The following is a 24,501-nucleotide window of genomic DNA, read 5'->3' as shown; positions in this document are numbered from 1 at the left end:
AAGCCCAACTCGATATGAGTCAGGCCCGCTCTGCTAATTTACTTCTTCTTCGATGATGATTTACTGCGAGATCGTAATGACCGAGGTGACAAAGTGGTATGATTCATTTTCCTGCACTGCCTGTGACAGCAAAATTCGGTTGCCTTCCGGACTCCAGCTCAGTGGATCAGATGCGTTATCCATTTCGGCCGAGATCTGGAACTGCTCCGCCGATTCCGTATTAGAGACGAACAGCCCTTTTTCATCATCACTTTCCGAATTGATCGTGTAGGCGATTTTGGAATCGTCACCCGACCAGCTCGTGCCGAAGATTTGTGTGCCTCTGGCAAGGGTGGCTTTTTCATTCCCTTCCAGATCGGTCAGCACCAGCGCCCGTTTGGTATCGGCTGTTTTTTTCACAATCGCCAGTCTTGAGCCATCGTTGGATGGAATTACCCTCTCTACACTTTTCAGTACCTGCTTCACTTCACCGGTCTTCGTATCGTAGCTATTCAACTGTCCGTCCGTGCCTGTGATGTAGTAAATTACATTACCCGAAACGCTGACACTACTTACATTGAAGTTTCCCGTCTTGACCAGCGCTTTGGTCGTTCCATCCACACTCGCTGATATGATATCCCCATTCATGTTTGGAAAAACGACATGCTCCTTATCCAGCCATGCTCCTTCAAAGACAAATCCATCGTCATTGCCTGCAGGAACCACTTCCCCGTTGTGCAGGTTCAGAATGAAGCCTTTGCCCGTCGATTCCTCTGGTTCTCTGTAGAAAATATACTGACTATCCGGGGACACGAGTGGTGAGCCCAGATTCACTTCACTTTCCTTCACGGGTGTATCTGTGCCCTTTGTAAGATCGTACATGTATAAGTTATGCGGGTAACGTTTCTCACCCTCAACGGTGACAGGCTTCATGGACTCGTTTACTTTATCCGACAAAATCCAGTCATTGCTTAGCCATGCTACCCCGCGCATATTCGACAGTTTATCGATTTTCTCCAGCTTAAAGCTCTGGTATACCGATGTATTTGTATTGTCCTTGACTGTAATATCCGTGCCGGATTTCCCGTTCTGTGTATGATCCCCTGGTTTCGTTGTTCCCCCGCATGCTGTTGCCGATAATAGGACAATCGCCCCGAGCGTGCCCATAGCCGCCTGTTTCCAATTCATCATGGTCCCTCCTGAGTGCTTTCTATAGACCAAGCATACACATCGCATACTTCCAAAGTTATTCAGACTTGTTTCCAACTTGTAAACTTGAATGCGCCAACGGGAAAACCAGCTGGAACGTCGTTCCTTCCCCATGCTTCGGATCGCTCGGCAACAATGTGATTGTGCCGCCCTGCTTCTCTACAAATTGCTTGACGAGTGATAGTCCCAGCCCGGTTCCCCCGGTTTTTCTGGCCCTGTCTTTGTTGACGGTGTAAAAGGGTTCAAAGATTTTCTCGCTCGCCTCATCCGGAATGGGCGTACCTGAGTTGAAGATGCGAATCACCGCTTGTCGCTCCTGCATTCGCAGTTCATTGCTTACCCGGATGACACCTCCCGGCACATTATATTTGATCGCATTATCCAACAGATTGATGAAAATATGCATCAGGCTCTCCCGATCGCTGCGGATCACCGCAGGCAGTAACGTCACCTCCATGTTCAGCGCAAACTTCTCGGCTTTGCCCCGCATCCGGCCACAGGCATCCTCCAGTAGAGCACGAACCTCCACGTCTTCCGCCTGATTCTCAAAATCATATTTCTCCAGGGCTGATAAATGTAATACCTTCTCAACCATCTCGTACAACCGCTCCGTTTCCTTGCCAATATTGCTCGTGGCATCATCCAGCAATTGCGGATCATCCTTATACATGTCCAGCAGCTCCACATATGCCTTAATCGACGTAAGTGGTGTCTTGAACTCATGGCTAATGTTACCGATATATTGTTTCTGCTGCTGCTCCAGAGCCTGAAGCTTCTCGATAGCGAGCTGAAGCTTCTGCTGTTCCGCATGCATGGTTTCAATATTTTGTTGAATCGATGTGCTCATATAATAAATGCCCTGTCCCAGTTCGCCCAATTCATCCTTGCGACTCACTGGTGATTCGGTAATATAATGCCCTTCACGAATGGAATCGGCAGACTTCTTCAATCGGGTTATAGCAACAGCAAAACGATTGTAGAAGAGATATCCCAGAATGAAGCTTAACCCAACAACCGCAATCCCCGCCCACATAAACAACTGAAGGATACGGGCATAGAATTCATGATAGCTCTGAACCGGATACTGCATGCGCACAGCACCCATCTGTCCATCCGGTCCGTCCAGCGGTGCTACATATAGCAGGGTATCCCCCTGTTCGTGATAAGCAATTTTATTTTGCAGCGCATAGTTCAGCGTCGCTGTGATATCTGCACTTTCCTCAGACATGATTGATGAACCAACCTGCTGTCCCTTCATATCATAAAGCGCGATGGGCAGACCTGTGGAGCTTGCAAGCTCTTGAGCCAACTTGCGGCCATTTTGCTGTAAAAAAACCTCCTGCTCCAGACGAACGGACTCGGTATAGTAAGACTGCCGCACATTCAGATTCACCAGACGGGTCTGCTGGGACAGAATGGTCTCGATCTGCGTCTGCTGGTTGCGCTCAATACCTCGCAATACCAGCGAGCTGAGCACAACGACGGTCAGGATTAGCAATGCAGCTAGAAAAACGCTGAACTTCAGCTTGATGCTGATTCTCATACCGAGCCGCCCGGTTCAGGGGCTGATGCCTTATAGCCAATGCCGTATACCGTCTGCAATTTTTGCTGGTCGGTATCGCCGATCTTTTTGCGCAGCCGCTGAATATGAATATCCACCGTGCGTGTGCCCCCGGCATATTCCATGCCCCACACTCGGTCCAGCAGATCATCCCGCGTGTATACACGCTCGGGGTTGGACATCAGAATGGTCAGCAAGTCGAACTCTTTTGGCGTCAAATCCAGCTTCTCCTCATTCACCGTCACGGTGCGGTGAGCGATATGGATGCGCAGTGTTCCATTGACGATAACCTGATTCTTCTGGTCGTCAGGGGACGGGCTGCTTTTCTCCACACGGCGCATCAATGCCTTTACCCGGGCGAGCAACTCGCGGATCTCAAACGGTTTAGTCATATAATCATCCGCGCCCATTTCCAGGCCTACGATCTTATCCACGATATCATTTTTGACAGTCAGCAAAATAATGCCGATATCCTCTCGATCCTCCAGCCTGCGGCATACGCCGTATCCGTCCAGCTTGGGCATCATCACATCCAGAATCATGACCTGCGGATGGAATGACGCCACCTTGACCAGCGCTTCTTCGCCGTCATTTGCTGTCTCTACTTCATATCCTTCGCGCCGCAGCGCGTAAGCAATGGCACTGACAATGCTTGACTCGTCATCCACGACCAATACTTTTTTATTCATCGAAATCATCCTCTATATGTGTCATGAGTTATCGTATTCTTTGGATCTATGTTAACAAGGTATGGCCTGATTAGCTATGGAGGACTTTTCGATTTGTGAGAAACTCCAGAAACGTCTGTATCCTCTCAGCTTCGACTTCGCTCCACTTTTTTTATACCCCAAACACAACAAAAAGAGCCAACCCGTAATTGGATTAGCCCTGTAAAGTGTAATTTCAGTTTCATATCACTGCTTAGGCAGCAGTTTTTTGATTTCCTCTGCAGAGAGTCCGGAGGCTTTCACCACAGCTGACATATCTACGCCAAGTGCAAGAAGCTCGCGAGCCATTTCCACTTTACCTTCTACTCTACCTTCTACTTTCCCTTTGGCTTCACCCTCAGCACGTGCACCTTCAATCATCGACTTTTCATCGCTTAGTGCTTTCATCCGTGCATCATAAGCCATTCTCGTAGCTGCATCCTGACTCAGAAATTCCAGCGTGTCCATCGCCTTTTTTAGCATCGGTTCATTCATCGCCAGCACCTCCCAGTTTGATGGATCAATCCCTTTTAAGAATAAAAGCCAGTTCACTAGTCCACCCTTATCCATAGGGACAGGGTGTTGATCCAGTTTGGTCAATTCCATCACATGAATTTCTATATCATCTGTCAAACCAATACCTGTATGATCTTCGCGTAAATGAAAAACATTGTGATATCGTTCATTGTCCAGACATGAGTAATTTAAAATATTGATCGTCACACATTTTTTCAAAAGATTATAGTTTTCGCCCTTCTTGATCTGGTGAGAGTACATTTCACTCCAGTAGAACAGCGTCCTTTTTTCCATATTATACGGATTAAACAGCTGCATCTCAATGTTGATTAACTTACCCTCCACCGTACGCGCTTTGATATCTAAAATGGATTGTTTATCTTCCGGACTATCTTTGTCCGTAAACGTGTTAATAAGTGTAATCTCCGTAAGAGGCGACTCACCGGTTTCAATAAACGTGCTGTTAAGGAAAGCTAACAAAACATCTTTACTTTGCTCACTTCCAAAAATACGTTTGAATACAAAATCAACTCGAGGATCGAGCAAATCCGTCATCCTGCATCAGCTCCATTCTTACCCAGGATTATATCATAATTCACATACTTTCTTCAGCTTAACGTTGGACCTGCATTCACATCTGATCACTCTTCAAAAGACAAATTCATTGGCTCGTCCGACATCTCATACTCTGTCTCCATATGAGTCAATGGTGTATTCGGATCAACCTCTTCGAAACGGAAACTATCCACCCAAACTTTTCCTTTGCCGTTCAAAATAACCCCGAATGAGATGACCGCACTGCCCTGCGGAACACCTGATGATAATGATAGGGTGACAGAAGCGCTTCAGACGCCACTTCTTCAAGCCCGATCTCCTCGTACAGATTCGTTTCAATAAAGTAGAGACTTTGCCGAATCAATTCACTGTATGAATTCAAATAAAGTCCAGCCCCTTTCCATATCCTTACTATACGTGAGGCTGCACATCTCGTTTTGATCATTTTTGCTAACCTGTTCTGGTGACAAACTTCGCTACAGCCCCCACCTATGATCTGAACCTCTCTAAGATAACGAGGTAATACTGCACAAATAACGAAAAAAGAGCCCCTCATCAGGAGGAATGCTCCATCCCATGATTGGCTCTTCTTTAATAAGACTAACGACTCCAAGTGAGGCGTCCTTTTATTTCTATACTCCACTCAAATCGAAATTATTTTCCAAAATCAACATCATACTGCCGGCACCGGCTGAACTCCAACTTCCTCCTCATGATCCAACAGATCATGTTTCTCCCAAGCCCGGCTCTTCCAGCGGAAATACATAATGACAGCGCGTGTCCACTCGTCTGCGGCAATCGCAAGCCATACACCGGCGAGCCCCATGTGAAGCTTGAACACAAGCAGGTAGCCTAGCGGCAGGCTCATGCAGACCATAGAGATCAGTCCCATGTATACCGGGAACTTCGCATCACCTGCGGCACGAAGGGAACCAATAATCACAATGTTGCAGGTTCGCCCGGTTTCCAGCAGAAGACTTAGCAGGATGACCTGTGCCCCTAGCTTGATGATTTCCGGATTATCCGTGAACACACTCATCAGCGGAACACGGAAGAGAATAATAATTACATCGATCACAACCGTTGCGAGCAGCGCCCATTTTACACTGTCGAATACGCGTTTGTATGCATCGTTCTTGCGCCGTGCACCGACCAGTCGGCCAACAATAATGGAAGTTCCCATTCCGATCGCCATGCTGAATAGATAGATGTAGCTTGAAATGTTACCCGCATATTGCCGGGTTGCCATCGCTTCAGCACCCAGATAGGTTACGTACAGTGTGAAGACGAGCTGGCAGGACTGATATACAACGGATTCCAGTGCAGAGGGGATACCAATTCGCAAGATTTTGCTGATAAATTTCTTCGAAAGGTTGATGTAATAGCTAAACTCTACCCTTACATCCATAACCCGATAGAGCAACCAGAAGAAAATAATCAAACAGATCAGACGGCTTCCGACCGTTGAGATCGCTGCCCCTTCTACACCAAGCTTCGGCATGCCGAAATGGCCAAAAATAAGGGCGTAGTTACCAACGACGTGAATCACGTTCATCAGAACGGAAACATACATCGTCTCTTTGGTGTAACCATGCGTACGAATCGTCGCGGCCAGCGCGTTAATCAGCGCCTGAAGGAAGATCCCGCCTCCGACAATACTTATATAAGAACGGGCAAAATCGTATATTTCACCTTGGATATGAAGCAGTGTAAGCAGATGTCCTCCTAACAGAAGGAAGCTTCCGCTCAGGATCAGTCCAACAATCAGATTTAGTGTAATCGCATTACCTGTTACCTGTGCCGCCTCACTCAACTTCTTCGAACCAATATATTGTGCCACAACAATAGCAGCGCCATGTCCAATGACTTCCAGTACAAGAATCGCAATGGAAATAATCTGGTTGGCTGCTCCGACTCCGGATACTGCATTATCGGACACTGAACTGAGCATGAACGTATCCACGCTCCCCATCAACATAAACAAGAAGAGTTCCAGGAAAATAGGCCATGTTAGCCGAATCAGATTCAGATCCTTGGCATCCGAACGCAGGGACTCTTTGGTTGAGGATATTGCTGTCATTTTCTCACCTTTCCCGTGTGGGCTTTAATTCTTAGGGTATGTTAGCACAGGTGGTTTGAAAATGCAGTAGTTTTGCGAAAAAACTTGAAAGTTTTTTGAAATTCCAATAATAGGTATTTTCAGTCCTTTCATTTAGTTTGCATTATAGAGAAGAAATACATTCATATAGTCGTTCTAAATACATGTTCTCAGGAGATATACGAAGTCCGAGACGATGAGCAAAAACCCTCACACATCCCTATTGGATCGGGATATGTAAGGGTCCAAGGTTTAAATTAGCCAATAACTCATGTGTGGTGCTCAGATCTATCCTTTTACCGATCCGGCAGCAATACCTTCCACAATTCGATTGCTCAAGACGAGGAAAGCGATCAGGATCGGCAGGATGCTAATCATCAGTGTCGCACCAATCACTCCCCAATTTATTTCACTGATCCTTGCGTTACACCGTTGATAATCCATTTTTGTGCAAACAGGTAAATGATGATCATCGGCAGCAACGCCAGAAGGTACGATGCAAACGCCAGGTTGAAGTCAGTATTGAATTGACCCTGGAACACATATTGTACCAGTGGAAGCGTGTATTGTGCCGGATCACTAATAATAATGAGTGGCAGCAGAAAGTCATTATAGGTAGACAGACAAGTTAGAATACCAACCGTGGCACTGATCGGCGCCATCAATGGGAAAATGATTTTCCAGAATGTGCCCCAGGTTGTTGCTCCATCTACGAAGGCTGCTTCCTCCAGCGCTACCGGAATGGACCGAATGTAACCTACATACACAAATACGTTAAAGGCGAGACCATACACCGTATGCAGCAGGATAAGACCCAGAAGATTGGTCATTTCCAGTGACGCAGTCAGCTTAACAATCGGCAGCATGATGATTGGAAACGGAATAAACATCGCGCTGACGAAGTAATAATACAGCCCTTTGAAAAATTTCCGCTTCTCCATATTCCGGGCAATCGCGTAAGCAACCATAGAGTTACTGAGCAAGGTCAGAATGACTGTTGACGCAGTAACAATGGCACTGTTACGGAACGATTGGAAGAAGTTTGTCATGTCTATTGCACTTGCAAAGTTCTCCCAGTGAAGCGTTGTCGGAATAGCAAAGACCGATTGGGCCATTTGCTCCGGATTTTTCAATGCGATTGTAACCGTCATATATAAAGGGAACAGAATGAACAAGGTACCCAGAATAATTAACAACATAACGGGCCAGTTGGTACGTAAACGGCTTCTCATTACAGATCCGTCTCCCTTCTTTGCAGGAACCGGATTTGCAGAATCGAAATCACCGCAATAACGATGAAATAGATAACCGAGTTCGCAGATTGATATGCATATTCGCCGCCTTCAAATCCACCCGTGTAGATCAGATGGGAGATGGACTGTGTTGCCCGTCCCGGTCCACCATTCGTCAAGGCCACGATCTGGTCAAAGACCATCAGTGAGTTTTTCATCGCCAGCACCATATTAATTGTGAAGAACGGGGCAATAAGCGGAAACGTAATGCTCCAGAATTCACGCCATTTTCCAGCGCCGTCCAGATTTGATGCTTCATACAATGTCGTAGGGATGGTTTGCAATCCCGCCAAATACAGAATCGTATTCAACGCGACTGATTGCCACACCGCTACAATTACGATCCCAATCCATGCCAGACTTTCGCTGCCCAGAATGTTGGTGGATAGGGCGTTGATGCCCAGGTTTTGTCCCCAGATCGGGAATACGTTGGAGAACAGGTAGTTAAATATGTAACCTACAATCAATACACTCAGGATATTCGGCAAGAAGTAGATGCCACGGAAAAAGTTACGGAACTTGATCTTGGCATTCAGCCCGAGTGCAATGAGCAGGCTTAGAATATTCGTAAGGATCGTTACAACGATCGCAAACTTGAAGGTAAACCAGTAGGCGTTGCCTACATTGTCATCTTGAAACAAATTGAAATAGTTTTTGAATCCAACAAAATCATAACCTTTACCGAATCCGTTGTAGTTCGTAAATGAATAATAGATCCCCTGGAGGGCCGGCAGCGTCATAAATACAAAGAACAGTATTACCGCCGGAACCGTCATCCAGTAATAAGGCGCGATGCGCTTGTTCATACTCCATCCTCCTTCGGACAAGGCGTTATCGCCGATTCGCTACCTTGTCCCATTCTTTGTCGAGTGTATCCAGATAGTTGTCGATGTTCTTGTTTTGCAAAAAGGACTGTACGATGGAATTCAGCTGCACCGCAGCCGGAATATAGTGATCGGCGAAGTCGATAACCTTGCCCTGCTCAATGTAAGGTGTCAGTTCCTGTACAGCAGGATCATCTTGTTTTACACCTTCCACCGCAGAGAACAGCGTCTGTTCCTTAATGTACTTGCCTATATTTTCAGGCTCCAGCAGAAACGCGATGAACTGCTCGGCCTGCTCCTTGTTTGGTGTATTCGCTGAAATGGTAAACAGAGAGTCGATTCCGTTCACCAACTTGATCTGGCTCGGATCGTTGCCTGTCGGGAATGGGAAGAAACCAATGTCCACATTCGGGTTCGCTTTACGAATCTCGGAGATCGCCCAGGTACCCTGGATGTACATATAAGCTTCACCATTGGCAAAGGCACGGTTACCATCCGAATACGCTTTACCGAAGTTGTCGCCGTGACCGTAATTCATCAGCTCCAACTGCTTCTCCGCAACCTCACGGTATTTCTCCTTGAAGGTCACTTTGTTCTCGCGACGCTCCAGGTAGAAATCAATACCAACCAAGTTAGGTCCGAGTGCATTGAACGGCAGATTCGTCTGCCAATCATCCTTGTATGTGAAGTAAAACGGAATTTTACCCGCATCCTTAATTTTTTTGGCTGTAGCAATCAGCTCGTCCCAGGTCTTGGGTACGTTCAGACCCATTTCTTTAAACAAGGTTTTGTTGTACATGATGCCGTTTGCATTTGTTGCGTATGGAACACCTGTCACTTCATCCATGCCCGTGACATCCTTCAGCATCTTTATGTAGTTGGGATCGATCGTTTTTAACAGTGGACTGTCTGTCAGATCGGCGAAAATATCACTCTGTGCAAGAATGGAATAGGTATCGGTTGCCCCCATTGCCATAATGTCTGGTACATCGTTCTTCACCACACGTGTCTTTAGCACCGTCTCCGCGTCAGGTGGATTCACCTGAGTGACCTGAATATCCGGGTGTTCGGCGTTGAATGTTTTGATTAATTCGTCAAAGGTTCCTTTGGCTTCGGGTTTGTTCTGAAAAAATTCAACCTGCACTTTGCCATTGGCATTATTCCCGCTTGTGCAGGAAGACAGAAGTACAGCCGTTATTCCACAAAGCAGCATTAACCCGAGTGCCTTGGTAAGCGATGTTCTCATGTTGTACCTCCCTCAGCTTATATACGTAAAGATTTACCCATTAAATTAGTGAAGTAACCACGTGGTTAATCCTTCCACCGTTTTATACTTAGAGCGTTGACTATAATGTGTCCTATTATTCCTAAAACGGTTTCGGTAAAATTGAATCAGGCCCACTGAGCGCGAGTCCGCTCGTCGACATAACAAAAAAAGGACATTGGAATATATCCAATGTCCATCATGTATTCAGTTACGCTGCTTACATCACAGCTGTTGTTAACTCTTTATCAACGCTCTATTTTCGGCAAAGCATTACGTAAACGCTTGGCTCGGTAACTCTGAAATGCACGGATTAACATGCCGATGACCAGCATAACCACGCCAACATTTATCGCTACATCCGCCAAATTGAGAATACCACGTCCCGACGGAAATACGAGAAAATCCGTTACGCGTGCGTAGATAAAACGATCGATTGCATTACCCAAAGCACCACCGACCATGAAACCGGCACCTGCCTGCATCCAGAAACCGCGAATCTCACCTTTTCTCCGATAATACATCATGCCCGCCACGAATAGAATGGCGACCACACCGAACAGACGCGCATTCCCTTGAAACAGGCTGCCTGCCATTCCACTATTCTCATAATGCTGCAATTGCATTCCCGAGTCGCCAAGCCTCATCGTGTCCCCAACTTCCATATACATCCTCACCGCCATCTTGGTTCCCTGATCAACCAAGGTAACCAGCAGTGCTACAAAATAAAATAACATTGTGCCACTCCTCCTGCCGGACGCTCAAAAGTTAAACTAAAGGGTCTCCGCTGTAACATTTCCTTCACTTTAACACACCCGAAGCGTTGTCACCAACTGGACAGAGAACGCGCATTGCACACACTCATAGGAATGGAATGGGCAAAAAAAATCCGTACCTGAAATAGGCACGGATGATGAATACTTTTATTGGAGTTAAAACCACAATTTTATTGAATAGCAGAGAGCACATCCAGCAGCATGGATTTGAATTTCGTACGGTCAATGGCCTCGCAGACACGTACATTCGGCTCTTTACCGAAACGTCCGTTGATATCCACAACGCTATATCCGCGCGTTAACTCTCCTGCTGCTTCTACATCCACATAATACTGACCGGATTTGGTCATGAGCGACTCATCTGCGGCAACAGCCATCAGCAACGTATCTGGATGAGTGGTGCCATTCAGTTTATGTACCGATTTGTTGAACTGCATCACCACTTTGTTGATGGCTGTGAAGAAATCGGCACCAGATGTACCCAGTGCTGCAATTTCAGCGTGATCATCATCATCCATAACAGAATACTGAGTACACATTTCCCAGCCAACCATGGTCGTCGGAATGCCTGCGTGCAATACAATTTTGGCTGCTTCCGGATCTACATAGAAGTTATACTCCGCGGCTGGTGTGATATTACCCAGTGCATTATTCGTTCCACCCATGATGTAGAGGTGAGCAATCTCCGGAATAATGGTTGGGTCCTTCTGGATTGCCATCGCAATGTTGGTCAGAGGTGCAATGGCCAGAAGCGAGATTTCGCCCGGATGTGCGTGTACCTTTTCAATGATAAAATCAACCGCATGCCCTGCCTCTGGACGCTGGTCCGCCTTCGGGAAATGGGCTCCGCCCATGCCGTCATCACCATGTACGTCTTCCACCGTGCGGTGCTGGGCCTTGCCATAGGCCATCAATGGGCGTTCGCACCCTTTGTACACAGGCACCTTGCCGCCATGTCCCGCAACCTGTACAGTGTACAGGGCATTTTCAACCTCCTGGTCAAACTGTACGTTCCCACCTGTAATCGTAATGCCCTCCACCTGGAAATGGTGCAGTGCCGTCAGGATCGCAATCGTATCGTCTCCTGCTGTATCTGTATCGATGATGACTTTTCTCATGATGCCCCGCTCCTTCTTCGTTGAATTGATATTCATTCCAAATAAACACTAGGGTTTATTTTACATCAAAAACGTACCGATGACGATGGAAACGCCGATGATAATGGAACGCAGCAGCTGTGCTACCGCCATATTCCCTCGTGCGATTTCGTCACAGACCCGCATCTTGGGAATCAGGAAGTCAAATATAATATAGACCAGACACAAAATAATGATTCCAAGCGCCGACCAGAGCAGCATATCCAGCCACGAATGCGTGGAGAAGGACACCATGCCCACAATGATACACAGGCCCAGCAATTTGCTGCCCATATACATGCCTGCCGCCTCGTTACCTTTCGCGATTTCCTCGCTATCGTTATACCGGGTCAATTGGCTAAAAGCGAAATACCCACATACCAATACTACCAGCAGAATGCCTACACCTACCGCTACATTCAGCAGGTTCAATCCCAAATTGTCCATTCCTTCTCCTCCTCGTCATCCATCCGTTCATTGACCAAAGCCGCACAATAATAGGCCATATCTCCGGTTACCTTCTCCCCGATCCGGGGCAGCACACCGGCAAAACGTCCACCGATGACAAACACTCCTGTAAGCAAATAACCGCTGTATTCGCCATCCTCTGTCTGAATCACGGCCTGTTCCATCGGTACCAGCTGCTGATATATTTTAGGCTGATTATTATAATAGGCTGCGATCTCCTCATCTTCTTGCAGTTCGTCTGTTGTGTTGGAGTTCATCGGGGCGTGCAACTTATGTGAAGCAGCAGTTTGGCCCCCATGATGATCCGATCCCTCACCCAGCAGCGATGTGCCTCGACCTTCGCGGCCCCAATAGCTTTTAGCCACATAGGGCATTGCGCTCCATTCGAAAGGTCCAGCTTCGAAATAAGTCGGTAGCAGATAACGCGAAATCGCCGCTAACTCTGCATCATCAAACAGCCGAAACCCGCAATATTCCATGGTTTGTTCATTGCGTTCATAGAGTGACCAGATCGCCGCCATGAAACCCTTGCTCTGCATCAGCACATGCTGTGCAGGATTCATCAGGCCCAGGCGGCCATCCTGAACCAATTCAAGCAGTGCTGCGCCGATGTCCACGCCGGTCGTTTCATCTCGATCATCGATTAGATATTCCAGGGGATAGAGCCGGTACAACAGGTTGATCTCGCGTCCATGATGGTAGAGCGCCTCCCCTGGAATAATCTCCAACTCCTCCAGTGGAGCGTAGAACGTTTCATACCCCTCCTCCTGGCACAGCTTCATCAGATACTCCGTATTGGTCCGATCCTCTACATGCTCCCCAAATGAAGTAAAGGTCACCGGGCCCAGCAAACCCTGCTGTGCGTAAGCATCCAGCCAGCGGTGAAAGCATTCCCGGATACATTCATCCATTCCTTTGGACGGAGCATGGAGCGATGTTTTTTCAACCATCCCCACCAAAATACCTTCCAATGCAGCTGCTTCAGGTATGCCGGTTGGGGTATCCGTGTTATTTTCGATACATTTAGGTCCGGCTTCCCCAATAATCCAGTCCTGCCGAGTAATCCCGCCTGTCACCATCTCCATACGAGCCGCCGGAATAAGGCCGGAATGAATGCCCAGCTGCTGCTCCAGGAAAGAGTCGGGCATGTATTGCTGAATAAAACGCATCACCTTGCAATATATCCCGTCTACAGCCTCAACTGCTGCACGCAATTCCTGCATCTCCGCAGGGGAATAAACCGTCAATGCAGGCACACAATATTGCTTGCCATACATGCGATGGTAGGGAACCTGCTGCCCTGCTTCGCCCCTGAATACTTCTTCATGACTGAACGGCAGTTGGTTTATATGCCTCATCAGGTTCTAACCTCCCGAACTGCGGAAGAAGCTGCCAAAGCCGCTCGATTTTGAACTGGATTTGCTGTAGGAGCTGCTGTCCTTGTTGCTCCGATAGGACGATCCGCCACCGTAATAATAGTGCCCACTGCTGGAGTCATACTCACATCCGGTATCGTATTCTGGGTCACACTCGTCGCTATTGCTGCTACAACCGGATAATACGGCTGGAACCGCAAGCATTAGCGAGAAGGCAACCAGCTTGGCGCGTGATCCAGGTTTGGGTTTGGGATTTTCGTCCATTACAAATCTACCTCCTTCATAAAAAACAACACTTTCTTGCGATCCGCATCCAACACGGAATACACAAATTCATAGGTCGTACCGCCCCGGACCATGTAATGGTCCAGCAGTTGCTCGGCAAGCTCCATCGTGTACGAGGAGGATTCTGCCAAGTCCAATTCCTGAAATGCACACCCATTCCACAGCATGTATTCCGCACTGTACATGGAGGACATTTTACACATTGCCAGTGCAGCGTCCGCAATCGCTGTACCGTATTCCGCAGGTTTTTGATTGTCATACTCGGTCACGTAAACTGCATGCTCCCGACGATCCTCGCATTCATTGGACAGATGCGCCCAGAGCTTATTTTTCATCAGGGTAGCATCGACCAGCTTGCGCATGAAAAGCTCATCGCGAGTACCCGATACCTGCTCCAGTACGCCCGTCTCCACCTGCCGGTCATCCGACCAGTTCCGATAAGTCAATGAATAATAAATAACGATAACCTGCCTTTCTGTGAGCTCTAAGAGGAGCCGTTTCAATACACACAAACGTATTAAACGCATGAGAAGGAAAAAAGTTACACTATTCCCGATGACATGTAAAAAAGCATTTTGCATAAATCCCAAGAGTGGTTTTCAATCAGCAAGATATAGATCGAAATGAATCTATTCGTCTAGATCTTTTGCCCGCGAACAATAAGAATCGAATTATGCAAAATGCTAGTAAAGATAACATTGTAGCGATACACAATTTTACCAGCTAATTATCTCGGATATCATCCCGTTATAAAGCTAACTTTGAAAATCAAAAAGGCCAGAGATCTCCCTCCGGCCTTCTTTCCTTCTTTATCTATTTCAAGATCTATTTCAAGAGAAGTCCCATAATCTGACCTGTCTCACAGCTCTGCCCACTGGGCCAACATATCATTGTATTCACCAGACAATTGCTCACGTTCGTTCCACATTTGCTCCAGCTCGTTTGGATTATCCTGCACGGATTCAAGCTGACGATCCATCTCCTGGATTTGCCCTTCAAGACGGGCCAATCTCTGCTCCAATTGTTCAGCGGACAGCTTTTTGGAAGTGGCCGTTGTATTAAGCGTACTATCGGACTTCGTCTCCTGTTTCGGTTTTGAACTCCCACGTGATGGAGTGGAAACAACTGCTATATGCTGATTTGCCGCGGCTGCGCGAGCTTGCAGATCAAGCTTCTTCTCGCGATAGGCTTCATAGTCTCCCAGATAAGCGGTCATCCGCCCATTCTCCAGTTCCCACACGCGGGAAGCGAGTCGATTGACGAAGTAGCGGTCATGTGAGATGGCAAGCACCGTGCCTTCGAAATCAACGAGCGACTCTTCGAGCGCTTCCCTTGAAGCGATATCCAGATGGTTGGTCGGTTCATCCAGCAGAAGCACATTCGGCTTGCGCTGAACCAGCAGAGCCAGCCTTAGCCGTGTCCATTCCCCACCGGATAACTGTCCTACCGAGCGAAATACATCTGCTCCATAGAATAGATATCGGGCCAAAATGCCGCGTGCTTCTCCTTCTTCCACACCCGCTTCCAGACGAAAGTACTCCAGCACATTCAGCTTTGGATTGGAAGGCTCCTCCTGCTGGGCCAGATAGCCCACATCTACACGTGCACCCCACTTCAGGTTGCCTGCACTCGGTTGTTCCTCTCCCAGTAACAGCTTGAACAAGGTCGTTTTGCCTGAACCATTGCGTCCAATGAGGGCAATTTTCTCGCCATATTCGAGTAATCCCGATACACCGCGCAGAATCGTGCGTTCTCCATAAGCCTTTTCGACTTGTTCTATCACAGCCACCCTTTTTCCCGTACGGTCTGTAGGGCGTACATCAAAGTCGGCGTTACGCCGCTCCAGTACCGGGCGTTTCACCTGTTCCATCCGTTCGATTGCTCTACGCATAGAGGCTGCTCGTTTGAAGAACTTTTCATTGTCCCCTATTCGACCCCATTCTTCTAGTTTTCGTATCGTTTCTTTCATTTTTTTGATCACCTTCTGCTGCTCCTTGAACTCCTCGAATTGCTGCAACAGTCGTTGTTCCTTCACTTTCATATATTCCGTATAACCGCCAGCGGACGTTTCTGCTTCTCCATCCTCCAGCTCTAACGTCCGGGATGCTACACGGTCCAAAAAGTAGCGATCATGTGAGATCAGGATAATCGTACCTGTGTACTCGCACAAAAATCCTTCCAGCCATTCCACCCGCTCCAGATCAAGATGGTTGGTCGGCTCATCCAGCAATAACAGATCAGGCCTTACAATTAGCTGTGAAGCCAGCACAACCCGGGTCTGTTCACCACCAGACAACGAACCAAAACGCCATCCGTAATGCTCCTTCGCAATATCCAGACCGTCTGCCACCTGATCGATCCGGGCATCCATCTCATATCCACCCTCACGCTCAAACTGTTCCTGCAATGTCGCGTACCGCTTCAACAGTCGCTCCAATTGGTTCGGATCGGCTGCACAGTCTGGATCGGACATCTGCTGCTCCATATCCTTCATTTGACTCCGGCACGCCATAAGCTCCCTGAATCCAAGACTCAGCACATCTAGCACCGTGTAATCACCCATTCCCTCCGGCACCTGAGCCACGTAACCGATTCGTGTATCCTTCTTGATCATCAATTGTCCTTCATCTGGCTGGTTCAATCGTGCCATCAGGCGCATCAATGTCGTTTTACCGCTTCCGTTGCGGCCGATCAGTGCGACCTTGTCGCCTTCCATAATTTCAAACGTAATGCCGTCCAGCACCAGATGTGCTCCGTGGTATTGAGTCAGTTGTTGTGCGCTTATAATCATCATAATAGGTTCCTCCTATGGATTGGAAGATCCTGACCACAACACAAAAAGAGCCGCAGGAGGTTAGCTCCGCGGCCCTTCAGAATTCAAGCAAAATTGCTTATCGTCCGAATGAGGTCAAGGCAGGCATCTTCTCGCAAATGTTAACTTTCGTATATTCAAAATTGGACAGACTTCTCCCGTTGGTTGGAAAAGTATGAACAATGCCAGCCATAGCAATCGGTAGCTGGCTAATACGGTTGTTAAGCATCTCGTGATTCACCTGTCTTCACCTCCCTTGTCATAATTAATGTCAATATATCACAGACGAATGCATTCCTGCAACCATCCCGTCCGCCCAAATCAATGTTACTGAGACGCACTCGTCACATTAGTCCCTTCTACGTCGTCGCATGACCACATCCACAATAATGGTCGTAATTAGCGTGAGCAGGCCGGAAGTCATGAGGGATACTCCCATTAAGGCATATCCAATTCCGTTCCAGCCACCTATATCCACACTAATCATGACTATAACGGCTCCGCCCAACACCACCACACAAGGCAGAATATATTGGGCCCATGTCATACGCTGACCTTGCAATCGATAGATCACCCATCCGATTAACAGCAGTACAACGCAAACAAGGAGTATCCATAGTACTAATCCTGTCATTGAAACGCCCCCTTCTCCTAAGCTCAGCTCGTTTCTCACGAATATCAACTGAAGCTGGTATCCGTTGACTTGAGATATGATGAATATGACAGGATTGTATCACATCTTAAAGCCCTGCATTCCACAAACATTTGAGTTCGTGAACGAGGGCTTCCTGTTTTTTATGCGATGATGAGATTGGCCAATTTCTCAGAGTCCTTGCGTCTGGTCACCAGTAAGTCTCAGTAAAGGCTGACACTTGCAGCCTGGCGCTGTTCATAACGCAATCCTTTGTATAAATCGGCTTTGCCGACCGAATGGAACAGCTCCATTTTATAACGAATGACTTTTCGTGCCTCAGCAATGCATTCCGGGTAAATCGCGTTAGGGTCCCATAACTCGGTTGTGCTTAAAATTTCGCGAGCTTTTTTGAAATATGCGTGCTTCATATCGCTGGATATATTGATTTTGCAAATGCCCAGCTGAACGGAGTACGATACCTCCTGATCCGGGTTGGCAGAACCGCCGTGAAGGACGAGAGTATCGACCAATTGGCTGATTTCTTTCAGAATATGCATTTACAGCTCCGGTTTGATATGCTTTGGATATATGCCATGGGCTGTACTGATAGCCACCGCGAGTGCATCGATCCCCGTACGGGCTACAAAATCTTGCGCCTGCGCCGGGTCTGTGTAAGTAACCACCGATACGCCGCCTTCAATCAAGAACGGCGCAGCTTCAGGTAACGTTGAAGCTTCGTTGTACCAATACAACCACAGTCAGGAATACATTTCCGAAGTCATGAAATACGCTACGCTTACGTAACGGAAGGGTACGATGCGATTACAATACCGCAACCGGGTAAAGCAGGGTTCAGTCGTCCGGTCAGCGGACAGGTTACGTCCGAATTTGGCCCACATACACAGCCGGTTACTGGCGAAGTAGGAAAACCACATGAAGGCGTAGACTTTGCCTGTTCCCAGGGACAGCCAATACCAGCATCTAAAGCCGGAAAGGTTATTATGGCCGGTTGGCAAGATGCGAGTAATCCAAGTAAAGGTTACGGCCAATATGTACGTGTGGATCAACCGGGACTAGCACCGGAATTGCATTTTGAGATCATTATCAACGGCAGAAAAGTAAATCCGTTGCCGTTTGTAGGGGAATAAGAGCATGCTAAATGAAAAGATCATTGTACGGGTAAGGGATCAATTATCTGGATACGAGGGCAAGACCATAGGTGTTGCCCGTCAAGGTGATGTTTTTATTTCCCGGAATCCGATAGGTCATTTGAGTGATGCTAAATACCTGACATACTATAAGCTGGGCAGAAGTGACTTTGTAGAGCCGTTCAAGCGCTCTACAAAGTCAGTGGATCGAACAGGAAGAAAAGTACCAAATATACTTCAATGAGCTTTCTGAGCGATTTATGCCCATTATAGAAGCCTATTGCCAAGAGGATGGGGCAGATGTAGAAAACTATTGGTCTGTTATGGAGAAGCAAGGCATCGAGAGCCATTGCAATGATCTGATGCTCTTCAATCGGTTCCTATAGCATACAGCCAGGGGAACTTGAAGAAAATGAATCTGCGAATGTTAGGAAAATCGATCAGGTTTATGAGATGATCAAGGGGGTTAGTAAGATTTTTGAGGTTAGGGCTGGATACAGCTCAGTAGAAACAGAGTTCATATATATCAAAACTGATGATTCTATATTTTGGAACTCTGGAACCAATGCTAATAACGATGGGAATACATGAAGCAGCTCAGTCAATGAGCTGCTTTTTTTATTCTCTAAAGTCGATGGAATACATACATAGAATTAAACCATCTAAAAATGGCTTAAAACATGAAACTCAGCTTAAAAACAAAAACCTCAAATTACCGTTTGTGCATTCTATTATAAATTGCAAGCAGCTAAGTACTTTATAAGGTAGTAGGAACTGAATGATGTAAACAAGTCACAATCTAAACAACACCGCGATATTGAATTTATGATAACAGTAAAAGAAGTTTGTTTTACAGATGACGAATTGTAATATGAAGTGCGACACCTACTGGAAATAAATAAAAAAGGGCCCATGGCCGGATTCGTGTAGAATGAAGTCACCATAACAACCATTCACACAAGGAGAATCCACCATGAGCTACACACATCCTAGCATAATCGAACGCAGCAAGCTAGAAATCCTCTACAAGCAAGGCCACAGTTCGAGAGCCATCGCAAAAGAATTAGGAAGGCATCCTTCGACGATTTGTCGTGAATTGGATCGTGCTACTTCATCACAACCCTATTGTGCAGAGCAGGCTCAGAGCGCTCATGAGGAGCGTCGTAAAGCTTCTATCTCACCTAGTAAATGGTCCGAAGCCATAGCCCTTTCCTTGGAGGAAAAACTGCTGGCAACGTGGTCTCCAGAGCAAACCACGGAACGTTTTCGCATCCAAGGCCTGCCGTCGGTCTCCTTTAAAACCATTTATCGCTGGCTTTACGCCGGGCGTCTGGTTCGAGGCACGCTACAGGTCCTTCGGCACAAAGGGAAGCGTCAGAAACCCACAGAAACTCGCGGTAAGTTCGCGATCGGCAGATCGATTTCGGATCGCCCCAAAGAGGTTCGTTCCCGTGAAACGTTTGGGCACTGGGAACTGGATACCGTCGTATCGGGTCGGGGGAAAAGTAAAGGATGTGTAGCCACGCTCATTGAACGCAAAACCCGCCTGTATACCGCCATTCTCATGCCGGATCGGACTGCATTGTCGATGGAAATTGCACTCGGTGTAGCCATTTCACAGTATCCTAAAGGCAGCTTTCTAACCGCTACGGCTGACAGGGGCAAGGAGTTTGCTTGCTATGCAAACTTGGAACGACACATCGCCTGCAAGTCTATTTTGCTGACCCGTATTTCTTCCTGGCAACGCGGTTCCAATGAAAATGGGAATGGATTACTGCGGGAGTTTCATCCCAAGGGCACGGATTTCGCTCAAGTACAGGATGAAAATCTTGCCCGGTCACTCGATTTAATCAATCACAGACCACGAAAATTCTTGGGCTGGAGAACCGCTCACGAATCTTTCACAGAGGAACTGTCGCACTTGGTTTGACAATCTGTCAGATGAATAAATGACCTGCCGCCGTCTATGATGCATTATCAGAAAAAAAGTGCGTTCGTTACGCTCGATCTGATAGACGTAATCTTCAAGTGAATCGATATTGTAGTAAATCATTAGAAAAAACTATCCGTGCCAAAAAAGGATAATTTTATGCCCTTTAGATACTTTATGGTTTGTAGGGGCATAAGGAAGGAGGGATATGTATGCTGAAGTTGGATTTGAATGTTATTGGTATCTTCAAGTTGAAATTGGACTTTAATTGGCGTAAATAAGAGTTTTATTTGCGGGATCTCGGTATAGACTCAATACTTCTACCAGCACCAAGACCTGAGAATGAATAAAAGATATCCGCTGCCATGATACTTACTGCATCAGAATAGAATTCTAATCTTGAACGAATTGATCAAGTCTATGAGATGATCAAGGGAGTTAGTAAAAGTAGCAGCTCATAAATGAGCTGCTACTTTTTATACTCTATTAGTTTTCGTAAACATTACCAGCACCAGTACCATAGCCACCATTAGAACTAATTCTAATTTTGGCGTTAGAAATTTTATTAACGGATAAATTTATGATTTCATAGTATTGTGAATTTTGGCTGTGAGTATCATATACTGTTTTTTGACCATACCATTGAACAGAACCACCAATTTGAGTTATGATTTCATATTTGACGTACCAATAGCTTGTTGGAAGAGTAAAATTTGTAACACTTTGATATCCCATAATAGAAACCCAATTATTGGATGTGTTGAAGGTATCAAGCCCAGTAAGAGTGCTTCCATCCCAGTTATTGAAGCTGTAGTAATCTAACGTTGTATTACGAGCAGTTGCCAATCCAGAGTTATCAATATACTCTGTCTTTTCAACATCAAGCGGTTTAACTTCCCCGTATTCAGGTGAACCCGGATCAGCATTAACCTCATAAGGAATCAAGACTACTTTCCAATCATTGTCGATTTTTTTCACTTCGTAAGGTAATGGTGGAAGAACTGTATCTACTGTTGTGAATTGAACAGACAAATCAACTTCAGAATTGCTAACTTCTGTTGATTCAACAATTTTAAAATCAGCAACTGGAGTATCTGTCTTTGCTTGTAGTTCATAAGCAGCCCTGCGTTCTGTGTCATTTGCATAAATAGGTTCTACAGAATTTTTTATCCGGCCTTCGATATCTTTAGAAATATAGGATTTAAAGTAGTCTGTAGCTACCTGTGTTGCTTCTTCTAATACTTGAGAAGATGACTGAGAAGGAGAGGCACTAGCGGAGGGAACAACAGCAACTGTTAAGAGCAAAGACATAGTTAAGATTTTGATTTTTTTTGCAATTTTCAAAATAATTCCTCCATTACTATAATTTGTGTAACAAAGTACAGTATAAATGGTATCTCTATTTTTGAAAAGGAAATCAAATCCATTTTTTAATTATTCGTCCATAAACTGCATAGCGTGAATCGGAGTACCTTTAGTGACTTCACCAGTCGCTGTGTTGATTTCTAATGGCTCTACTAGAACCTTCCATCCATTTTCGCTTTTAAAGACTTTAAATGGGAGTGGTGGTGATTGTTCATAGCTTTGTCCTGCATACTCTTGAACTACATAAAGCTGAACTTCACTACTGCTGATCTGCTGGCTTTTCACAATTTCATATCCAGTAGTAGGATTTGTTTTGAGATCATTTACATATCCTTCTTCACGACTTTTCTCATCCAGATAGTTTGTATCTTTTGAATAAAACATCATTCCCTCTGCATCCTTAGCGATGTAAGCATCAAAGTAGCTAGTGGCTGCATCCATTGGGGTTTGGGCAACGCCCCTTTCTGCCATTGAAGTGGATGCCACTAAAATTGAACCTGCAACAACTCCAGCCAATAAAAGCGAAACTAATTTTTTTCCCTTCATAAATGAAAGCTCCTTTTCAAGGTTGAATTTCCTAAATTTTCTTTAGGCCTAGTATATATAACGTAACAAGTTATTGAAAGGTTGTCTGATTTTCATTATATTTTTCTCCCCATACAACATAGGATACCAATTTCTTACTCATTTTTTAGTACATTAGTTACATATTCCGTTTCTTTATAAATTTCCGTAAAGGTATATATACAAAAAAGGATCGTCAGCATATCTGCAACGATCCTTTTTTTCAGCCTACTAAAGGAAGGAATTAGTTATATACGGAGATGTCTCCTCTTACGTTACCTTTAATTATAAAACGATATTTTTTATCAGTATCTAAACCAAAGAAGTTCTCAGAATAATACGTTCCAATATTAAGTGTTTTGCTTTGATCCTCAAAATATCCATCTGCGAACCAATTATAATATGCAGTGTACAATTGATATGTACTGTTAGTGCCGGTATTTTTCTTACCAGTTATAGAAACTTGAATTTGGTTTACACCTGTGAAATCTTTGGGAATTTCATAAAAGCTTTGCACACTGAAGTTAGCTGACCATAAGAGTGATTGAATAGATATGTCAGGTAATTTGAGAGCATTAACTTCTTGACTAGGAGCCTCAAAGATTTCAGCATATCCATCAGAAGGGCCATATTTTTCAGTAAGTTCTTCTGTGAGACTCTTTTGAGCCATTGCGCTGCCGGCTAAAACCAAGCTTAAAATTGATGTAACAGCGATTACTTTTTTTAGATGCTTAAAAGGCCTAAATTTCATTGCGATACCTCCAAATTATGGTATAATATAGTCTTACGTGTTAATATTACTACATAATACAATTTAGGTGGGAAAAAAATGAAAAAAAGAAAGAAAATATTTTTAATGTTGATATTGTGTATTTTTGGAATGGTAATTGGCGGTTGTTCTGATGCTACTGAGACTTCAAGTTCCCCTGAGAAGACAGTTACAGATTATTTAGAATCAATAAAGTCAGATGATGTTGATAAAGCTTTGGAAAAAGTTCATCCAGATTATCGCCCTCAAAAAGATTTAATTAAGAAATCTATGGACCAAGACCATATCATAGAATTTAAAGTTCTTGGTAGTGAGGATGATGATGTGAAAGCTAAAGTTAAAACTGAATTAACAGTGGGGGAAAGGAAAACCAAAAATGAGATTACCTTTAATTTAGAAAAACTTGATGATGAATGGAAAATTATACTAAACCAAAATAAGTAAGCTTTCTTCAAGGGTTGAGCCTTCAGTGCTCGACCTTTTTTCATTCGACGGACTGTCGTGTGCGATTCTCCTAATATCGTCCGTAAAGGTATACCTTTACGGATGATACAAAAATAGAATATTTACAATCCCTAAAGGTATTGAATTGTTTTTATAAACGTTGTTAATTATATTAACAACGTTTATAAACTAACGAGAGTTGATTATGCAAACATTTACGAGAATATACGATTATGCCAGGTATCCACCAAAGATCAGAATGAGGACCGTAAATTAACCGTATTACGGGAACAGAGTATTCCAGAGGAGATTGCTCAGAAAGCTTGTTGATTGAGGTTTCCTCAGGTGAATCTTATAGCAGATTCGTCAACATTTTGATTCTCCTGGCCTCGACCGAAAGGCTGGGCACCATCTTTTTTCAAGGCATCAGCTGCGTGCTTTTTATCAGCTCCATCGTCTGCTCCTGCGTTATGCAAGTGCAATCCCCGTTCCCGGCTTTCGTTCAAGGTGAATCCCGCGACGATTCAAGCTGTGCTCCAACGCATTCAGTTCCCTGTAAATCGTTTTTTCAGACCAGTTCATCTGACTGGCCATTTCTTTGACCGGAACGAAATCCCGACGCTCCAACAGAAAATGCAGAATCTGATATTCTCTCCAAGATAGCACTTTCATTAGGGAATCACTCCTTCCTTACGCCCATAGCATAACACCCGGCCTTTTTTTGATAAATACTAAAATATGTCCATTTCATTCGGGTCAAATTAATACAGCTCCTGTTCAGTGCTATCG

27 protein-coding genes and 2 pseudogenes are annotated in these 24,501 nt (G+C 45.5%); 4 read left to right on the top strand and 25 right to left on the bottom strand.

Annotated elements, in window-relative coordinates:
• Nucleotides 1–60: 60 nt before the first annotated feature.
• The 21 genes and pseudogenes from AC4PM4_RS10330 to AC4PM4_RS10230 form a co-directional block, all read right to left on the bottom strand.
• Nucleotides 61–1,167 (bottom strand): hypothetical protein, encoded by a 1,107-nt coding sequence (locus tag AC4PM4_RS10330; RefSeq protein WP_491613540.1) that lies wholly within the window; start codon nucleotides 1,165–1,167, stop codon nucleotides 61–63.
• A gap of 58 nt (nucleotides 1,168–1,225) precedes the next feature.
• Nucleotides 1,226–2,731, bottom strand: coding sequence for a sensor histidine kinase (locus AC4PM4_RS10325; RefSeq protein ID WP_491613539.1), 1,506 nt, complete (start codon nucleotides 2,729–2,731; stop codon nucleotides 1,226–1,228).
• Complete coding sequence (locus AC4PM4_RS10320) at nucleotides 2,728–3,438, bottom strand: response regulator transcription factor (RefSeq protein WP_072733766.1); 711 nt, start codon at nucleotides 3,436–3,438, stop codon at nucleotides 2,728–2,730. The genes AC4PM4_RS10325 and AC4PM4_RS10320 overlap by 4 nt, the downstream gene beginning before the upstream one ends.
• A 225-nt stretch (nucleotides 3,439–3,663) precedes the next feature.
• Nucleotides 3,664–4,527 (bottom strand): Rpn family recombination-promoting nuclease/putative transposase, encoded by an 864-nt coding sequence (locus AC4PM4_RS10315; protein WP_090809149.1) that lies wholly within the window; start codon nucleotides 4,525–4,527, stop codon nucleotides 3,664–3,666.
• A gap of 86 nt (nucleotides 4,528–4,613) precedes the next feature.
• Nucleotides 4,614–4,745 (bottom strand): hypothetical protein, encoded by a 132-nt coding sequence (locus AC4PM4_RS10310; RefSeq protein WP_256336453.1) that lies wholly within the window; start codon nucleotides 4,743–4,745, stop codon nucleotides 4,614–4,616.
• Entirely contained in the window at nucleotides 4,742–4,909 is a 168-nt protein-coding gene (locus AC4PM4_RS10305) for a hypothetical protein (protein ID WP_274568851.1), read from the bottom strand. Before AC4PM4_RS10305 ends, AC4PM4_RS10310 begins: the two co-directional genes overlap by 4 nt.
• Nucleotides 4,910–5,200: 291 nt before the next feature.
• Nucleotides 5,201–6,607: an MATE family efflux transporter gene (locus AC4PM4_RS10300; protein ID WP_274568853.1), complete on the bottom strand. Its 1,407-nt coding sequence runs from the start codon at nucleotides 6,605–6,607 to the stop codon at nucleotides 5,201–5,203.
• A gap of 306 nt (nucleotides 6,608–6,913) precedes the next feature.
• Nucleotides 6,914–7,027: pseudogene (locus AC4PM4_RS10295) on the bottom strand (carbohydrate ABC transporter permease); the annotation flags it as partial.
• Between the two features lie 2 nt (nucleotides 7,028–7,029).
• Nucleotides 7,030–7,857, bottom strand: coding sequence for a carbohydrate ABC transporter permease (locus AC4PM4_RS10290; protein WP_053782648.1), 828 nt, complete (start codon nucleotides 7,855–7,857; stop codon nucleotides 7,030–7,032).
• The gene (locus AC4PM4_RS10285; RefSeq protein ID WP_063567591.1) at nucleotides 7,857–8,723 is read right to left on the bottom strand and encodes a carbohydrate ABC transporter permease; all 867 of its coding nucleotides are present in this window, start codon (nucleotides 8,721–8,723) and stop codon (nucleotides 7,857–7,859) included. Before AC4PM4_RS10285 ends, AC4PM4_RS10290 begins: the two co-directional genes overlap by 1 nt.
• A 25-nt stretch (nucleotides 8,724–8,748) precedes the next feature.
• Nucleotides 8,749–9,954, bottom strand: a complete 1,206-nt coding sequence (locus tag AC4PM4_RS10280; RefSeq protein WP_139295659.1) for an ABC transporter substrate-binding protein — start codon at nucleotides 9,952–9,954, stop codon at nucleotides 8,749–8,751.
• Between the two features lie 299 nt (nucleotides 9,955–10,253).
• A complete protein-coding gene (lspA, locus tag AC4PM4_RS10275; protein ID WP_063567589.1) occupies nucleotides 10,254–10,742 on the bottom strand; it encodes a signal peptidase II in 489 nt (162 codons plus the stop codon).
• 209 nt (nucleotides 10,743–10,951) lie between these two features.
• Nucleotides 10,952–11,899, bottom strand: coding sequence for a nucleoside hydrolase (locus AC4PM4_RS10270; RefSeq protein WP_491613538.1), 948 nt, complete (start codon nucleotides 11,897–11,899; stop codon nucleotides 10,952–10,954).
• 60 nt (nucleotides 11,900–11,959) lie between these two features.
• Nucleotides 11,960–12,364: a DUF350 domain-containing protein gene (locus tag AC4PM4_RS10265; protein ID WP_063567587.1), complete on the bottom strand. Its 405-nt coding sequence runs from the start codon at nucleotides 12,362–12,364 to the stop codon at nucleotides 11,960–11,962.
• A complete protein-coding gene (locus tag AC4PM4_RS10260) occupies nucleotides 12,346–13,743 on the bottom strand; it encodes a glutathionylspermidine synthase family protein (protein WP_491613536.1) in 1,398 nt (465 codons plus the stop codon). The genes AC4PM4_RS10265 and AC4PM4_RS10260 overlap by 19 nt, the downstream gene beginning before the upstream one ends.
• Nucleotides 13,744–13,749: 6 nt before the next feature.
• Nucleotides 13,750–14,025 (bottom strand): hypothetical protein, encoded by a 276-nt coding sequence (locus tag AC4PM4_RS10255; RefSeq protein ID WP_063567585.1) that lies wholly within the window; start codon nucleotides 14,023–14,025, stop codon nucleotides 13,750–13,752.
• Entirely contained in the window at nucleotides 14,025–14,492 is a 468-nt protein-coding gene (locus tag AC4PM4_RS10250; RefSeq protein WP_090809431.1) for a hypothetical protein, read from the bottom strand. The genes AC4PM4_RS10255 and AC4PM4_RS10250 overlap by 1 nt, the downstream gene beginning before the upstream one ends.
• Nucleotides 14,493–14,905: 413 nt before the next feature.
• Nucleotides 14,906–16,840: a ribosomal protection-like ABC-F family protein gene (gene abc-f / locus AC4PM4_RS10245; protein WP_491613534.1), complete on the bottom strand. Its 1,935-nt coding sequence runs from the start codon at nucleotides 16,838–16,840 to the stop codon at nucleotides 14,906–14,908.
• A gap of 97 nt (nucleotides 16,841–16,937) precedes the next feature.
• Nucleotides 16,938–17,099 carry a hypothetical protein gene (locus tag AC4PM4_RS10240; RefSeq protein WP_491613533.1) on the bottom strand — a complete coding sequence of 54 codons (162 nt, stop codon included), beginning with the start codon at nucleotides 17,097–17,099 and terminating at the stop codon, nucleotides 16,938–16,940.
• Between the two features lie 108 nt (nucleotides 17,100–17,207).
• Nucleotides 17,208–17,492 (bottom strand): YesK family protein, encoded by a 285-nt coding sequence (locus AC4PM4_RS10235; protein WP_491613532.1) that lies wholly within the window; start codon nucleotides 17,490–17,492, stop codon nucleotides 17,208–17,210.
• 221 nt (nucleotides 17,493–17,713) lie between these two features.
• A pseudogene (locus tag AC4PM4_RS10230) lies at nucleotides 17,714–18,193 on the bottom strand (class II fructose-bisphosphate aldolase); the annotation flags it as partial.
• A 45-nt stretch (nucleotides 18,194–18,238) separates the two neighbouring features.
• On the opposite strand from AC4PM4_RS10230, the gene AC4PM4_RS10225 reads away from it, so the two are divergent.
• The 3 genes from AC4PM4_RS10225 to AC4PM4_RS10215 all read left to right on the top strand — a co-directional run bounded on the left by AC4PM4_RS10225 (nucleotide 18,239) and on the right by AC4PM4_RS10215 (nucleotide 20,570).
• Entirely contained in the window at nucleotides 18,239–18,640 is a 402-nt protein-coding gene (locus AC4PM4_RS10225) for a M23 family metallopeptidase (protein WP_491613682.1), read from the top strand.
• A 4-nt stretch (nucleotides 18,641–18,644) separates the two neighbouring features.
• Nucleotides 18,645–18,884, top strand: a complete 240-nt coding sequence (locus AC4PM4_RS10220; RefSeq protein ID WP_491613531.1) for a hypothetical protein — start codon at nucleotides 18,645–18,647, stop codon at nucleotides 18,882–18,884.
• Nucleotides 18,885–19,613: 729 nt separating this feature from the next.
• Nucleotides 19,614–20,570, top strand: a complete 957-nt coding sequence (locus tag AC4PM4_RS10215) for an IS30 family transposase (RefSeq protein WP_491613530.1) — start codon at nucleotides 19,614–19,616, stop codon at nucleotides 20,568–20,570.
• Nucleotides 20,571–21,056: 486 nt separating this feature from the next.
• On the opposite strand, the gene AC4PM4_RS10210 is transcribed toward AC4PM4_RS10215, so the two are convergent.
• The 3 genes from AC4PM4_RS10210 to AC4PM4_RS10200 all read right to left on the bottom strand — a co-directional run bounded on the left by AC4PM4_RS10210 (nucleotide 21,057) and on the right by AC4PM4_RS10200 (nucleotide 23,250).
• The gene (locus AC4PM4_RS10210; protein ID WP_491613529.1) at nucleotides 21,057–21,914 is read right to left on the bottom strand and encodes a hypothetical protein; all 858 of its coding nucleotides are present in this window, start codon (nucleotides 21,912–21,914) and stop codon (nucleotides 21,057–21,059) included.
• A 90-nt stretch (nucleotides 21,915–22,004) separates the two neighbouring features.
• Complete coding sequence (locus AC4PM4_RS10205) at nucleotides 22,005–22,481, bottom strand: hypothetical protein (protein ID WP_491613528.1); 477 nt, start codon at nucleotides 22,479–22,481, stop codon at nucleotides 22,005–22,007.
• Between the two features lie 262 nt (nucleotides 22,482–22,743).
• Nucleotides 22,744–23,250: a hypothetical protein gene (locus tag AC4PM4_RS10200; RefSeq protein ID WP_491613527.1), complete on the bottom strand. Its 507-nt coding sequence runs from the start codon at nucleotides 23,248–23,250 to the stop codon at nucleotides 22,744–22,746.
• Nucleotides 23,251–23,328: 78 nt separating this feature from the next.
• On the opposite strand from AC4PM4_RS10200, the gene AC4PM4_RS10195 reads away from it, so the two are divergent.
• Nucleotides 23,329–23,712, top strand: coding sequence for a nuclear transport factor 2 family protein (locus AC4PM4_RS10195; protein ID WP_491613526.1), 384 nt, complete (start codon nucleotides 23,329–23,331; stop codon nucleotides 23,710–23,712).
• A 468-nt stretch (nucleotides 23,713–24,180) separates the two neighbouring features.
• Here the strand turns inward: AC4PM4_RS10195 and AC4PM4_RS10190 are convergent, their stop codons facing one another.
• A complete protein-coding gene (locus tag AC4PM4_RS10190; RefSeq protein ID WP_491613525.1) occupies nucleotides 24,181–24,384 on the bottom strand; it encodes an HTH domain-containing protein in 204 nt (67 codons plus the stop codon).
• Nucleotides 24,385–24,501 lie beyond the last annotated feature (117 nt).

Source organism: Paenibacillus sp. MDV22-iso6 (genome assembly GCF_058408365.1).
This window is presented reverse-complemented; position numbering and strand designations above follow the sequence as displayed.

Bases quoted from the DNA above. Each gene is read 5' to 3' on its own strand.
- AC4PM4_RS10280 (WP_139295659.1), bottom strand. From the start codon at position 9,954: ATGCTGCTTTGTGGAATAACGGCTGTACTTCTGTCTTCCTGCACAAGC.
- lspA (WP_063567589.1), bottom strand. From the start codon at position 10,742: ATGTTATTTTATTTTGTAGCACTGCTGGTTACCTTGGTTGATCAGGGA.
- AC4PM4_RS10290 (WP_053782648.1), bottom strand. From the start codon at position 7,857: ATGAGAAGCCGTTTACGTACCAACTGGCCCGTTATGTTGTTAATTATT.
- AC4PM4_RS10200 (WP_491613527.1), bottom strand. From the start codon at position 23,250: ATGAAATTTAGGCCTTTTAAGCATCTAAAAAAAGTAATCGCTGTTACA.
- AC4PM4_RS10190 (WP_491613525.1), bottom strand. From the start codon at position 24,384: ATGAAAGTGCTATCTTGGAGAGAATATCAGATTCTGCATTTTCTGTTG.
- AC4PM4_RS10205 (WP_491613528.1), bottom strand. From the start codon at position 22,481: ATGAAGGGAAAAAAATTAGTTTCGCTTTTATTGGCTGGAGTTGTTGCA.
- AC4PM4_RS10195 (WP_491613526.1), top strand. From the start codon at position 23,329: ATGAAAAAAAGAAAGAAAATATTTTTAATGTTGATATTGTGTATTTTT.
- AC4PM4_RS10285 (WP_063567591.1), bottom strand. From the start codon at position 8,723: ATGAACAAGCGCATCGCGCCTTATTACTGGATGACGGTTCCGGCGGTA.
- AC4PM4_RS10270 (WP_491613538.1), bottom strand. From the start codon at position 11,899: ATGAGAAAAGTCATCATCGATACAGATACAGCAGGAGACGATACGATT.
- abc-f (WP_491613534.1), bottom strand. From the start codon at position 16,840: ATGATGATTATAAGCGCACAACAACTGACTCAATACCACGGAGCACAT.
- AC4PM4_RS10235 (WP_491613532.1), bottom strand. From the start codon at position 17,492: ATGACAGGATTAGTACTATGGATACTCCTTGTTTGCGTTGTACTGCTG.
- AC4PM4_RS10265 (WP_063567587.1), bottom strand. From the start codon at position 12,364: ATGGACAATTTGGGATTGAACCTGCTGAATGTAGCGGTAGGTGTAGGC.
- AC4PM4_RS10315 (WP_090809149.1), bottom strand. From the start codon at position 4,527: ATGACGGATTTGCTCGATCCTCGAGTTGATTTTGTATTCAAACGTATT.
- AC4PM4_RS10325 (WP_491613539.1), bottom strand. From the start codon at position 2,731: ATGAGAATCAGCATCAAGCTGAAGTTCAGCGTTTTTCTAGCTGCATTG.
- AC4PM4_RS10255 (WP_063567585.1), bottom strand. From the start codon at position 14,025: ATGGACGAAAATCCCAAACCCAAACCTGGATCACGCGCCAAGCTGGTT.
- AC4PM4_RS10320 (WP_072733766.1), bottom strand. From the start codon at position 3,438: ATGAATAAAAAAGTATTGGTCGTGGATGACGAGTCAAGCATTGTCAGT.
- AC4PM4_RS10300 (WP_274568853.1), bottom strand. From the start codon at position 6,607: ATGACAGCAATATCCTCAACCAAAGAGTCCCTGCGTTCGGATGCCAAG.
- AC4PM4_RS10215 (WP_491613530.1), top strand. From the start codon at position 19,614: ATGAGCTACACACATCCTAGCATAATCGAACGCAGCAAGCTAGAAATC.
- AC4PM4_RS10220 (WP_491613531.1), top strand. From the start codon at position 18,645: ATGCTAAATGAAAAGATCATTGTACGGGTAAGGGATCAATTATCTGGA.
- AC4PM4_RS10330 (WP_491613540.1), bottom strand. From the start codon at position 1,167: ATGAATTGGAAACAGGCGGCTATGGGCACGCTCGGGGCGATTGTCCTA.
- AC4PM4_RS10260 (WP_491613536.1), bottom strand. From the start codon at position 13,743: ATGAGGCATATAAACCAACTGCCGTTCAGTCATGAAGAAGTATTCAGG.